At 55.3% G+C, this 13,702-nt stretch carries 8 protein-coding genes and 1 tRNA gene; 5 read left to right on the top strand and 4 right to left on the bottom strand.

The window, feature by feature from the left end; all coding sequences use genetic code 11:
- The first annotated feature begins 148 nt into the window (after window positions 1-148).
- From KI809_RS07015 to KI809_RS07005, 3 genes are all read left to right on the top strand, one after another.
- On the top strand, window positions 149-1,261 hold the full coding sequence (locus KI809_RS07015; RefSeq protein WP_214170823.1) for a GGDEF domain-containing protein: 1,113 nt from the start codon (window positions 149-151) through the stop codon (window positions 1,259-1,261).
- Window positions 1,262-1,460: 199 nt separating this feature from the next.
- Window positions 1,461-1,724 (top strand): hypothetical protein, encoded by a 264-nt coding sequence (locus tag KI809_RS07010; RefSeq protein ID WP_214170822.1) that lies wholly within the window; start codon window positions 1,461-1,463, stop codon window positions 1,722-1,724.
- 78 nt (window positions 1,725-1,802) lie between these two features.
- Window positions 1,803-1,880: transfer RNA gene (locus KI809_RS07005), tRNA-Glu, on the top strand.
- Window positions 1,881-1,994: 114 nt separating this feature from the next.
- Here the strand turns inward: KI809_RS07005 and KI809_RS07000 are convergent.
- Window positions 1,995-6,218 carry a putative Ig domain-containing protein gene (locus KI809_RS07000; protein WP_214170821.1) on the bottom strand — a complete coding sequence of 1,408 codons (4,224 nt, stop codon included), beginning with the start codon at window positions 6,216-6,218 and terminating at the stop codon, window positions 1,995-1,997.
- A gap of 289 nt (window positions 6,219-6,507) precedes the next feature.
- Between KI809_RS07000 and KI809_RS06995 the strand changes: the two genes are divergently transcribed.
- Window positions 6,508-7,587: a hypothetical protein gene (locus KI809_RS06995; protein WP_214170820.1), complete on the top strand. Its 1,080-nt coding sequence runs from the start codon at window positions 6,508-6,510 to the stop codon at window positions 7,585-7,587.
- A 39-nt stretch (window positions 7,588-7,626) separates the two neighbouring features.
- A complete protein-coding gene (gene hemG, locus KI809_RS06990; RefSeq protein ID WP_214170819.1) occupies window positions 7,627-8,154 on the top strand; it encodes a menaquinone-dependent protoporphyrinogen IX dehydrogenase in 528 nt (175 codons plus the stop codon).
- Between the two features lie 25 nt (window positions 8,155-8,179).
- On the opposite strand, the gene KI809_RS06985 is transcribed toward hemG, so the two are convergent.
- Genes KI809_RS06985 through KI809_RS06975 form a run of 3 tightly spaced genes read right to left on the bottom strand, consistent with a single transcriptional unit; the run spans window position 8,180 to window position 13,634 of the window.
- A complete protein-coding gene (locus KI809_RS06985) occupies window positions 8,180-9,043 on the bottom strand; it encodes a hypothetical protein (RefSeq protein WP_214170818.1) in 864 nt (287 codons plus the stop codon).
- A 45-nt stretch (window positions 9,044-9,088) separates the two neighbouring features.
- On the bottom strand, window positions 9,089-10,672 hold the full coding sequence (locus KI809_RS06980) for a sensor histidine kinase (RefSeq protein WP_214170817.1): 1,584 nt from the start codon (window positions 10,670-10,672) through the stop codon (window positions 9,089-9,091).
- Entirely contained in the window at window positions 10,665-13,634 is a 2,970-nt protein-coding gene (locus KI809_RS06975; protein ID WP_214170816.1) for an NAD-glutamate dehydrogenase domain-containing protein, read from the bottom strand. The genes KI809_RS06980 and KI809_RS06975 overlap by 8 nt, the downstream gene beginning before the upstream one ends.
- Window positions 13,635-13,702 lie beyond the last annotated feature (68 nt).

Below are 13,702 nucleotides of genomic sequence, written 5' to 3'. Positions count from 1 at the left end.
AAAACCAAGACTGACAAGCGGTTATGGCTTTAGAAGCCCGGCGTTAAAAGGTTTGCATGAGATGGCACTTAATTTGCTTAAATGATTTGTCGGTCCGGCGGCCGACGGAATTCCTGAAGTCATCGAGGTAGGTAAATTGGGAGGGATGATGCATTCCTGTACACCTGAAGACATGGTCAGTGGTTGTATCGCCGAAAAACGGCCAACCCCCGGCAATCGGGCCGATGAATTTGCCGATATGGAAAAGCGTCTTGGGGAGATGACATTTATCAGCCGGTTCATGGCTGCGACAAGTGCCAGTCTCATCCCTCAGGATATTTGTGCAATCGCCGCCCGAAACCTCTATGATTTCATCCCTTACAGCAGCATTATTTTCTCGCTTTCGCCGGATTTTGACGTCGAGCCCCTGATTTTTTCTCCAGGCAAGAGGGATGGCAGCAACTGTCAGATTACCAGGGAGAACGTTGCCCCGGATCGCTTCCGGGAGTTTCAGATTGACGAACGGCTTCTGGGGGTCATTTCCATAACTTCTGATAGCGGCCAAAAAGGGGTGGACATGGTCCTTCCCGAAAAGATGGGTAAAGTCAGGGTCATATTTGACGCAGCAAGAATAGATGTGCTCCCTGCACTGTTTTCAGAAATAGCCGGTCACTTCTCCAGAGCGCTCAAGAATGCGCTGGCCCATGAAAAGGTCAAGGAGCTTGCCTCTAAGGACGGTCTTACCGGAGTATTCAACCGGCGGGTTTTTGACGAACTTCTGGCCGTTGAAATGAAGCGCAAGGAACTGAAGCCGATCTCTTTGCTATTGATCGATCTTGATGATTTCAAAAAGATCAACGACAATTATGGCCATCCTGCTGGCGACCAGGTGCTTGCGACTGTGGGGAAAATACTCAAGGAGGGGTGCCGTGGATCAGACCTGGTGGCACGTTATGGCGGAGAGGAGTTTGCCGTAATGCTTCCGACAACGGCATCTTCGGTAGCTTTTGATATTGCGCAGCGTTTAAGGTCGAGGATTGCCGGCACTGTCTTTGTTTTTGACGGCAAATCCGTCAAGCTGACGGCAAGCATCGGCATCGCCCAAGCCACTCATCGCTGCAGTGACTCTGTTGACCAGCTTGTGAGCCGCGCTGACCAGGCCCTTTACCGGGCCAAGAAAAATGGCAAGAATATGACATATATATATACCTCCAAGTCGGTGGAGATCAGCAACAAGCCGGCTGCAAGAGGCTCGCAAATGGCTTGGCTTAGAACGGCTTAATTCCTTCAATGTCAAATCGGATTTCAGGCTGCCTTTATGCGGCTTTCCCTGGCGAAGTGTTCCCTGGTGTCATCCACGCCTGATTCTGCAGATTTATTCAACAAAATCTTGTCGTTCAATTAAAGTATCCTCTTGTTAAGCCGAAACTCATTTTAAGGCAAATGATTTTATCCAAATGGCTTGGCAGAGGCTCATATCCATGTCTGAAGAGACAAACATGGCAGAACGGGTAATAAGCTACTTTGATGAAGAGTTTGAGTCGATCAGGGATCAGCTCGAATCAGGGCAGCTTCTCGATTACAAGGAGCGGGTTATTGTCAGTAGAAAGATTGATGAGGCACTGTCTCGGCTCTCGCCTTATGTGAGAAGTGAATGGCGAGCGCGTCAGGTTGTAAAAAGCGGTGAAACCTTACGAGAGCGCTTACTCTCTGTCCGGGACATTATTTCAAATCCACCAATCTGAATATAGTCGGCATCTTTTTGTTGACTTAATGAGCAGATTGCTGTATCAAATGAGTTTCGCGCGCAGGTTGATTTTCGAGTCCCCTTCGTCTAGCCAGGCCCAGGACACCGCCCTTTCACGGCGGCGACGCCGGTTCAAATCCGGCAGGGGACGCCAAATTTAAAAAGGCCACTTTTCTTCGGAAAAGTGGCCTTTTTCTTTTGGTGGTCATCGACTGTAACTGAAGCAAATCAGAAGATTTGTTAACGAATTAAAGCAACGTGATTCTTTCTATAGCACGGTAAGGCTGAAGTCTTTGGTAGCAGTGGTTGGAGTCCCCTGGCTGTCAGTCACCTTGAGAGAGAAACTGTAGCTGCCTGCTGCCGTTGGTTTGCCAGAGATATAACCTGTGGCGGAATTGAGGATGATGCCCGGAGGCAGGCTGCCTCCGGCAAGAGACCAGATGTAAGGTTTGATGCCTCCGCTGGCAATGATGCTCTTGCTGTAGCTGACACCGATGGTGGCGCTGGTTAAAGGGCTGGTCGAGGTGATTGACAAGGACCCGATAACAACATTCAATGAAAAGGCTTTGGATGCGGAAACTGACGGCACTTGATTGTCAGAGACCTTGACGGTGAAGCTGAAGCTGCCGGCCATGGTTGGGGTGCCGCTGATGGTGCCTGTTGAGGGGTTTTGGCTTAGCCCCGGCGGCAGACTGCCTGTTGCCAGTGACCAACTGTAAGGCTTGATCCCGCCTGTGGCGCTGATCGATTTGCTGGCAGAGGATCCAAGCGTTGCGTTTGAGAGGCTGGATGTGCTGATAGTGAGCGGGCCGACCGCTACGTCAATGGATAACTCTCTGGTGGCCTCAAAGGGCAAAGCCTGGCTGTCAGTCACTTTTACGGTGAAGCTGTAGTTGCCGATGCTGGTCGGGGTGCCGCTGATGTAACCGGTGGTGGCATTGAGGCCAAGGCCTGGAGGTAATGTCCCGCTTGCCAGTGACCATCTGTAAGGTTTGACTCCGCCGGTAACGGTGACCGATTTGCTGGTTGACGATCCAAGATTCGCGCCGGTGAGGCTCGTGGTGCTGATCGCAAGCGGTTGAGGCGTTATGTTCAGTGTAAATGCCTTGCTGAAGGCTGCTGCCGCAGCTTGGCTGTCTTTGGCTTTGACAGTGAAAGCGTAGCTTCCAACAATGGTCGGTGTGCCGCTTATCGTCCCGGTTGTGGCGTTGAGGGTCAGTCCGGTCGGGAGGGTTCCACTTGCCAGCGACCAGGTATATGGTTGAACTCCGCCTGTGGCGGTCAAGGTGGCTATGTAGGTCTTGGACACCGGTCCACTGAGCGGGCTGGTGGTAGTTATGGACAGCGGATAAAGATTTGGGGAGGCGCTGGCTGTGATTCCGGTGCTGATGTTGCCTGCCTTATCGGATGCGCAGAGACGGTAATAGTAGCTGGTGCCGTTGCTAAGCCCGGTGTGGCTGTAGCTGGTTGCCGTTCCACTGTAGATCGGCGTGCCGCTGCAGGTACCAGGAAAAGTTGTAGTTGATGCGTATACCTTGTAGCTTGATATGCCGCTATTGGTGTCGCTGAAACCGGACCAGGAAAGTTTCACCATGCCGTATTCGGAGGTGGCAGCTAAGCTGCCTTCGGTTGGGGCCATGGTGTCAAAAATGATGATTTTTGACGCAGTCATCTCCGGGTTGGTGGCGGCGGTGAAGGTAACGGTGAGGGGATTTTTGCCTTCAGCAAGCCCGGTAAGTGGGCAGGACCAAGTGGTGGCAGTAGGGTAATTAACTGTGCCTACAGTGGTAACGGTTGGACAGTCGATACTGACGGTGGTGCCGCTTTCCCTGGTGCCGCTGCAGGTAAGGTTCGGGGTTTTTGTCGGCGACGTTGCCGTTTTAAGGACGTTGGTTCGTTCAAAAAGGATATTTCGCTGCACAGTGGTGACAGTGCCGTTGCTTTCAGTGACGGTAACGATGATCGGGTAGAGTTTGGGCTCGGTGAAGGTAAGTGCTTGACTGAATGCGCCGGCGCTGCTGATAACCGGAGTATAGGTGTTGCCTCCAGCGGCAATGCTGACGGCGACTGGGGTGACGGCGCTGGTTACGCTCCCTTTCAGGGTCAGAGCAGCTGTGGTGGTCTCCAGGTCTTGTATAGGGGTGGTGATGGCGACGGTGGCATGCTGGCTGTCGGAGATGACGGTCCGTTTAAGAGAGTTCTTTTTGTTGTTAAGGTCGGTTACAGTGGTCTGAATGGTGTTGAAACCGGCTTTCAGGTTGACGGTGGCAGAGAAGCCGGTACCGGTTATGGCGGCCAGCTGCGGCGGGCCGCCGTTGACGGTTACCGTTACGGTAGCGGTTGGGTCAGTGATGGTGCCGGTTACCTTGTAGTAGTTCTTGTTAGTGGTGCTGTTGTCAGCCGGTGCAGATACTGAGAGGGTTGGCAGCAGTTGATCAAAGGTAACGGTGCGAGCATCGGTGGTCTGGTTCCCTGCGCTATCGGTAGCGACAGTATTGATGGTTCCATTATCGGGATCAAGGACCACTGGTGTGTTGAAGCTCCCGTCAGGGGTCACCGCCACGGGGGTGCCGTCTATGGTCAGGCTTTGCACTTGTATGTTGTCGGTGATGGTGCCGGACAGGTTGATAACAGGGTTGGTGGTGCCACTGCCACTGGCCAGGGTGGATAGGGTGATCATCGGTGCTGCCGTATCGGCAAAGGTGGCGCCAACATTGCGGGGCTCAGTCATGGCAATGGTACAGGTTGGCTGGGTACCGGTACAGGCACCGCTCCATCCTGTGAAAGCGGAGCCAGGGTCGGCCTGTGCCGTCAGTTTGACCGGTGTTCCGGTGCTGTAGGTTGCGGTACCGGTGTTGTCAGCCCAGGAAAGACTGCCGCTGTCTGTTGCGACAGTGCCTCTGCCACTGCCTGCTTTGGTGACAGTCATGCCTTGCAGGGCTGTATACGCCAAGCACTGGTCAGGTATGCCACCATACATGCCGTTACATGTCCATGACCATGGACCGCTACCAACAATTCCATTAATGCCTTGAGTGGTGTCGATAGTGCTGCCGACTGAACTGTCACAGAGATCTGTTGCTGGCGCTACGGTGAAAATACCTTTGTTGGCAGTCCCGCACCTGCCGGCTATCGGGCAGGAGGCGGTAACGAATGTCTTGTCGATTCCATCGTAGCTGCCGGCATTATTGGCAACTTTTATCCGGTAATGATATCTGGTCCCGCAGGTCAGACCTGAAACCGCAAATGATACCGGGGTGTTCAAGGCGGCTGCGTCGGCAGTTCCGGCATTGACTGTAGTGCCGTATGATGTCGAAAGCCCGTATTCAAACATGACCGTTGACGGATTATCGTTGTTGGAAGAGACCAGCCCGTTCAAGGTTGCACTTGTCGAGGCAATGGCTGATGCCTCAAGGGTGTCTCCCTTGGGAGTGAGAGCGAAACCAGGCACAACGGCGCCTTTATAGATTGCCCCTCCTGATACCCCATATACATTGGCATAAGCGGCGACGGCATCCTTGAACATGCCGTTGATGGCGGCATTTACCAGTGTCCCGTTGGCAAACCAGGAACTTCCGCCATTTACTGTTTCGAATACCCCCTGATCAGTTGCCGCCGAGATGATCCCGCTTTTTTCCGGATAGAGATACAATGCAAATACCTGTTTGCCCGGCAAGCCTATCGACACCCAAATGCTGTCTCCCGGAGCTTTTCTGAAGACTCCGTTACTGGTCCCGGCATAAACAGTATTGTCGTTGAAAGGATCTGTGGCGATCGAGATCATGTTGATTCCGGAGATTGTCCCCATGCCGTTCCAGGTGACTCCTTTGTCGTCACTTTTATAGATCTGCTCGGAGGTTTGCGCATAGATTCTTGACGGGTTGCGTTCGTCGTAGATCAGCCTGTTGACAGTGCCTGAGACCGGGGCATACGTGTCGAACAAAGGTCTGCTGCCGTTGTACAGATTTTTAAGTGAAGTATAGACCGCCGAACCAGCTGCCGCAGATGCTTCTCCTGATTGCCCAACAACTACGGCTTTTGCGGAATAAGGCCCATTGGACTTCAGGCTGGCGGTACTCGTATTAAAGCGGTTCCAGACAATGCCGGCATCCAGTGATTTGTAGACGCCGTTAGCGGTCGCGGCATAAACGGTTCCAAGAGTTTTAGGGTCGATTGCCACCGAAAACGTGGAATAAGCGGTGCAACTCGGATTATTTCTGCACCATATCGTATCCAGGTCTGAAACGGATCCGTTATGCCTGTTCCATACCAAGCCACCGTCCGACGATCTGTAGACTCCGCTTGAAGTCCCCGCAAAGATATTCTGCCCACTTACGGCAAGTGAATAAACTGTTTCTGGAAGCGTAGCGAGTTTATTCCACACGATGCCGTCAGAGATGCGAAACTGGTTCGGCCAGGCAGCGGTCAGCCAGCAGAGCGTGAAACCGAACGCCATTGCGACTGCAAAAATGCGACTCCACTTTTTTTTCATCTTCTTGCTCCTGTTTTAAAAAAAGCTATAGATGACTATTCAATGAGTGAGGCAATAGGCGGAATGCCCTAGCTGTCAGTTACCTGAGAGCGGAGACTATCACAGATTATATTATGTTGAAAATATTTTAATGTATTTGCCGGGAGGCAAAACAGGGGTAACACGTTGGGGGAATTGGTTTTTTCTTTGCTACGTGCATTGATTTTATTGAAATTGCTTCATAAGCGTCTTATTATCCCTTGGGAAATGTATGTGCCAGCAGCGATGTCAATTCCGAAGGAGGCGAGCGATGAGCATGCAGGGGGATGTCAATCGGAGGCGTTACATTATGGCGACATTGCTCGCGTTGGTTGTTGCGCTTGGGCACGGTGCGGCATTGGCTGCCAATGCCAAGCTTTCTGAGGGGCTAAGTACCTCTTATCACCAGTCTCTCGACGCAGCCTACACAGCCATTGCCAACGGCAATTCCCCGATTATTGCGGCTCAAGCCGGCACTTTCAGGGGGAGCCTGGATTTCAACCGTACCTGGGACGTCAAGCTCAAAGGCGGGCTTGATGCCAACTACGGCAGCATTGTCGGCAATACCATCATCGAAGGGGACCTTACCATCACCTCCGGGTCTGTCGAGGTTGACGCCATTAGCGTGACTTCGCCTGCGGCCAATCCGGTAAGGATCATCTACCTGCATCACAGCACCGGCAACAACGTCTGGTACGGCAGTGTCCCGGAATTCATCTCATCTTACAACAGCTCCTATAACACTGATTATCAGATAAGCGAGCGTGCTTACCCGAACAGCCCCTATCCGTGGGAAAACTACCCGTACGATTACTGGAAACTCTGGGTCGATACCACTGGAGAAACCGGTTATCAGCAGCAGGACACCCTGGACACCCTGGCCGCCAATTATGATGTCATTGTCTTCAAGCACTGTTTTCCGGTGAGCGACGTCGAAGCGAACATCGGCGCTCCTGATGTCGCCTCCAGCAGGAAGTCACTGGAGAATTACCAGTTGCAGTACAATGCCTTAAAGTCGCGACTGCATCAGTTCCCGACCAAGAAGTTTATTGTCTGGACCGGCGCTGCCCTGACCCAGGGATCAACCACGCCGGAGAATGCCGAGCGGGCCAGGCAGTTCTTCAGCTGGGTGCGGAACAGTTGGGATGAAAAAGGGGACAATATCTTTGTTTGGGATTTCTGGACCCTGGAGACCGGCGGCGGGCTGTATCTGTTGCCCGAGAATGCTGCAAGCAGCGGGGATTCCCATCCCAACGGGACGTTCTCGGCAGCGGTTGCTCCACTCATTGGCAAGCGGATCGTGGCTGTCATCGAAGGGGCCGGCGACTCAGGGAGCATCACCGGCGAGTAGCGCCGCCGAATTCACAGTAAAGAGGGTCGATTGCAGAGCATGGCAAATATCCTGATCATCTATTCGACTACTGATGGCCAAACCGGAAAAATCTGCGAGCGTTTGCGGCAGGTTATCGAGCAGCAGGGCCACCAGGTTACGGTGGTTGCCATCGCGGACCAAGCCGGGATCGACCTGGCAGCTTTCGACAAGATCGTTATCGGCGCCAGCATCCGCTATGGCAAGCATAGTCCGCAGATCAGCGCCTTTATCGAGGGGAACAGGCAGATTCTGGAGAGCAAGCCCAACGCCTTCTTCTCGGTCAATGTCGTCGCCCGAAAGCCGGAGAAAAGCAGGCCGGAGCAGAACCCTTACCTGCAGAAGTTTCTCCGGAAGATCTCCTGGCAGCCGCAACAGCTTGCCGTCTTTGCCGGCAAGATCGATTATCCCAGCTACCGGCCAATAGACCGGTTCATGATCCGCCTGATCATGTGGATGACCAAAGGCCCGACTGATCCCACCGCAGTTGTGGAGTTCACCGACTGGCAACAGGTCGAGGAGTTCGGCCGGGTCATCTGCGCTATGTAGGGGGATTGGTATTGCTGGCTGAAAGCTAGGGAGAAAAAGTATTAATCCCGGCGGCAACGCCGATGCTTTTGTAAATCCTGATCTCTTCCCACGGTTCGCTCAAGATTTCCCCAATCTCCAGGTTCTCCCAGGGGCCGTTCATGATGCCGTCATGGATTGCCCAACTCCTGCCGTGCACTGTCTGCTCCATGCCCGGCATTCGGAACGGGGTCGAACCGTCCAGCTTTTTGAACAGCTCCCCCCCTGGTTTGAATTCCCGGTCGATGGTCTGCATCATTCTCCGGCCGTTCAGGTAGTCGAAACCGTATTTTTCGTATCTCACGGCATTATCGTAGGTGAGCGGCTCGGCCATGATGATGTCCATGCCGAGCGAGTCGACGAACCGTTCGAACAGTACAAAAAATTCGCCGAACATCCTCAGGCCGCGGCTGGTCTGGTTGGGGAAAAGACCGGCCTGCATCGCCTTGATCTCTTCCGGGATGTTACGCCCGAGACGGGTGAACAGGTTATCAGCGCCCTTTTCATCGACATCGACAGCGAATCTCGGTGCCGTGGGGTCATTGATGATGCAGAACGACAGCTCCATCTGGTGGTAATGGGTTTCGGCGATATCGAGGAAAAAGGTGGTGCGGGGGGAATCGGGATCATTCCTGACCTCGATGCGGGCCAGCCCCATCCCTTCCGGAGCGATGATGGAGACTCTTTTCCGCTGGTCTGGTCCAAGAAACGTCTCCGCAGAAATATTCAGCATGGCGAACAGGCGGGGGGGGATAATCCTTGAGTAAATGGCGTCCTTGTTCCCTGCGGGCAGGGCGTTGATGTCGCGCAGGCCGGAGAGCGGTTTCCCCTCTTCGGAATAGATAGCTTTATTTCCCGGCAGCTTCGGCACACATCACTCCTGCAGCATCGATGGTTTCTGGCCCCTGTTGCTGCATCAGAACATGTTTTCGGTATGGTGGGCCAGAGGGAGGTTAATACTGACCGTTGTCCCTTCACCCGGCGTGCTGGCAAGGGTAATCGATCCACCGTGACCTTCGACAATGCCATAAGTGACAGCGAGTCCCAAGCCGGTACCGTTCTCTTTGGTCGTATAAAATGGGTCAAAGGCCCGGGCCAGCTCCTCTTCGGTCATCCCTTTGCCTTCATCGGCGATTTGCAGGGTTGCCGTGTCGCCATTGGTGATGATGGTGCCACGGATGGTGCCGTTTCCGCTCATTGCCTGGCCGGCATTAATCAGGATGTTAACCAATACCTGAATCATCTGCTGCTGATCGGCAACAATGGTGGCATCGGATTCAGGCAACACCACGGTAACATGTTTTACTGCTTCGTGGGCCCTGGCTAGTTCCACCGATTCCGCCAGCACTTTGCTCAGGCTGAGCGGCGCGGTCCGTGGTTCGTCAGACCGGGAAAATTCCAGTAGTCTCCGGGCAATGGTCGCGCAGCGCTGCGCTTCGCTGGAAACCCTCTCCAGGTCCGCTTTCCCCTGCTCGCTTGTTTCTCCCATGGCCAGCGAGGTGTGGAGCATGATCCCGGTGAGCGGATTGTTGATCTCATGGGCAATCCCGGCAGCCAGGGTGCCGAGGGAGGCGAGCCGCTCCGACCGCTCCAGCAGAACTCGTGCTGCCAGGAGTTCTCCGGTCCTTTTCTCTACCTCGTCTTCGAGCGAGGCATTGATGTCGCGCAGGCTTTCCTGCGATTTCTGCAAGGCGGCCGCCATCTGGTTGAATTCGTAGCCGGCGGCGTCAAATTCGCGGATTTTGGTGATGCCGACCCGTTCGTCGAGGCTTCCGGCAGCCATTGCCTGGGCCTTTTCCGAAAGCGAGTTGAGTGGCCCTGAGACGAATCTGCGCAGCGCCCAGAAGGTAATGCCGCAGGACAATGACCCCCAGATGAAGGCGAGCATCCAGACATTGTCCACCAGATTCGCGTAAACGGCATCCATGGCTACCAGCGGTATCTGGGTGGTGAGGATGCCGAGCGCCCGCTGCTCCTTTTTGTGATAGTGGCAGCTCTCGGTGCATTGGGGCGAGTTCGGGATGATCCGGGCGTAGGTGAGAATCCGTTCCTTGCCGGTTTTTTCGATGCGGAAACCGGCGTCCTTGACGCTGCTGGATCCTTTTTCGTGGCACAGGGCGCACTCTGCGGCGCGAATGGTATTGTTCTCGCTGTCCGAGACGCTGCTGGAGATGACCCGGCCGTTCTTGGCCAGAACCCGCACCGGGCCGCCGCTCCCCTGGAGACCGATCTCCTCGATCACCTGGTGAACGAGGACCTGGTCGTTTTTCAGCATATGGCTGCGGGTGGCCCCTAGTATGGCAAAAGCGGTGCGTTCGGCTTCGCTTACCGCCCCTTTTTGCAGGGCGGTCCGAATCTCCCTGGTGGTGAGATACCAGGCCCCGGCGGCCAGGATAACAGCTGAAATCAGGATATACAGCGCAAAGATATCGCTGATGCTTCTGACATAGGCAAACTGTTCCGGTGACGGTGTCTTTGCTCCGTTCTGTCCCTTAGTCATCACTGTTCCTTGGAATTCTCGCCAGGTGGCGGCGGATTGACTCCTCGAAGGCTGCCTGCCTGTCGCTATTGTAAACCATCGACGAACCGATTTCAGCAGCGAGTATCGCGTACTGGTATTTTTTCGGCAGACGGGAGACCCGGCGCCGGTATTTCGGCTCCTCTCGCATCACCCTGGGAAGATGGGCCAGGATGGCATTTTTGAAGAGCGGCTGCAGGGCCAGTTCCGGCCGACTCTGGAAAAAGGCGAACAGCTTGGCATAGAGGGCATTGATCTCACTGCTGAGATTGAAAGAGATGTCGGTGAAGAGCGCACCTGGCTCTTCGCGCTGGCGCTGGAGGATTATCCGCGCCTCGTCCCCTGCCCGTTTCTCCAGGATCTCCAGGACATCGGCCACGTAGCGGGTCTTGATGGCAAGAAACTCGGCCTCGGACAGCAACAGGTTGGCAATGATCTCATATGACGATGAGATTACCCCGCATTTGTTGGCAGACGAATCGCGCATGATGACCACCCCGTTGCGCTGTAGCTTGACCCTGGCTTCGGGGGTGATGAAGGAGTTGGCCCCTTCGACAATCACCCGCGCCGACGGGGTGCCGTCCGGCAGCAGAAAGTTCTGCCAGTTGCCGGCGTCGATGGTCTCGGGCCGTCCTCCGGCCGGGATAAACAGATCAGCCGGAACTGTGAACGGGAGCTCGCCGTACTGACGGGAAAAATCATCGATGGAGAGCCACTCCTCCTGCAATTCCCCCCCGGACTTGGTCACTTTTCGAAATAGCTCCCGCACCCCTTCTTTCCTGCTGTTGCTGCGGAAGAGGATGAACCCGCCATCGTGCAGCGCCAGCGGGTTGAAGCCGTCCAGATCCTGCTGCAGCACGATCTGCCTGAGCTCGTCCGGCTCAGCGCCGGCCGGATCGTACAGGGCGGCAGTGCCGTCCAGGATCAGGCGGATCGATACTTGCGGACAGCGTTCCAGCATGATCCGGATCGCGTTGCCTGCCACATCGCCGTTGGTGCCGCCAGTGAACTTTACGCTGAAGCTGTCCCTGCGGATATCGATCCCCAGCTCTTCCATGGTTATTTCGGCAAACTTGACCACCCCGGTCGAGGTAACGCCGTACTCCTTGTGATTGATCCCCACTTCCTTGCTGGAAATCACGCCGATGCCGAGCAGGTAACCCCGCTTTGCCGAGAGTCGGGCAATGGTCTCGATCATGGAGTCGTGCATGTTCTCATCCGGGCCGAGTTCAATCGGCTCGTCTTCCCGGTAATAATCGACCACCAGCGGGTGAGCGGCCACACCGTCTCTGGTGACGAAGATATCGAGAAAGGCGTTGATCACCCCGTACTGAAGCTTGTACAGCCGCCAGGTCTCTAGCTCCCGTTCCCGCTTGCGTCTCAGGTCCGAAGAGTCGAGAACCAGCACCATCTTTGAGCCGCCTTCGTAGATATCCTTGTTCTTCAGGTGCTGGGTGTGGGCCAGGACAAAGTTTTCCCGGAACAGGGTGTTGGCGCTGGTAATGAAATCGTCCGGGTCGCGGGCCAGCACGGTGCGCCAGCCCCCCCTGGCGATGTCGGAAAAGCCGATATGGTAGCCGAAGCCGAACCTGCTGAAAAAGAAGGTCACCCGGAACGGCTTGGCTGGTGGCAGATCTGCGGTTGCCTCCGGAGCCAACTCGTCGAGATACCTTGGGTTCAGCCGGAAAGCCAGCGCCTGCTTCTCCGGCACAAAGAAATTAGTTTTCAGGGTGTTGCGGATTAGGGCCAGGGTGCAGTCGAATATGGCGCGGCGGATGCCGTCCAGGTAGCGGTGGCCGGTGTTGTATTCTTTGATCGCTTCCTCTGTTTCTCCAAGCAGCCGGCTGAAATCGGCCTCGCGGTTGCTGTTGTGCGGATCGAAGCGGGTCCGGAACAGCTTCACCAGTTGCAGGGAGATTTCGGGGTGGCAATGGAAGGCACTCTGCACATCTTCCAGGCCGAAACGGTCGGGCAGGTTGTGGGCCAGGTTGGTGTGGCAGAAGGCGATGAAGGCGTTTACCAGCGAGGCGTCTTCGCCGGACATCAGGCCGGTGGTGACAAATTCGCGGTAGCAGTACGACCGGGTAGCCAGAATCTGCGAGTTGTACAGCTCCTGCTGGAGCTCGGCGAACAGGGCGGAACCGCGCTCGAACACTAGTTGGTCGCGCCGTTGCACAATGAAGGTGCCGAGAAAATAGGGATGGACCCCGTTGGATATGGTCAGGCAGTAGGCCCGGTTGACGCCGAGATTGAGCCGGTTGAACACCTCCATGATCTGGCTGAGGAAATCGGTCTGTGGCGGGTTGCCCACGGCGAAATGGACCCGCGACTCCCGCCCCTCTTCGATCAGCTCGACATCGAGGTAGACCCCGCAGTTCCGGTTACCCTGCTGCAGCAATTGCAGCACCTGGGCGACCCTGCCCGGCGCGGAATTGCGCACGTAATTCTCGTTGTTGAGCCAGATCAGGGCCAACAGCCGATCGAAGTCTTTCATGGCGAATTCGGGATAGAGCCGCTTCAATTCTTTGAGCGTTTTGCTCCTGATGGCAGGCGGGATGACCGGCTTGGCCGCAGCGCAGATCTCCTCGTTGCTCTTGCGGTCAAACTCGAAGCGCTGGATCTCCAGGGTCCGGTCATGGCTTGGCATGGCCCCTTCGGAGTGGGAGAACATGGCATAGGAGATTTCGCTCTCGCGCACGCTCTGCAGGGTCTCGTACAGGGAACCGGGGAAGTTGGCGATGGCCTGGATCAGGATCTTGTCGCGGTCGGCCAGGATCAGGCGGCGATTGCTGCGCAGGGTCCCCAGCTCCTTCTCCAGGATCGCCAGCGCTTCCGGCTCGTCCTTCATGGAGACGAAGAAATAGGGGTTCATCTGCGCCTTGAGCCAGGCTCGGTTGGCAGTGCGCGGAGAGGCGGGTAGCAGAGCGGTCCCTTGAGGGGTCATGGTCGGTCACTCCTTGGAGAAGTACAAGCTCAAGAGAAAATCTACCGTAGATGGGAGAATTTGCCAGC

The sequence above is a fragment of the Geoanaerobacter pelophilus genome (genome assembly GCF_018476885.1).
GTDB classification, from domain to species: Bacteria; Desulfobacterota; Desulfuromonadia; order Geobacterales; family DSM-12255; genus Geoanaerobacter; species Geoanaerobacter pelophilus.
This window is presented reverse-complemented; position numbering and strand designations above follow the sequence as displayed.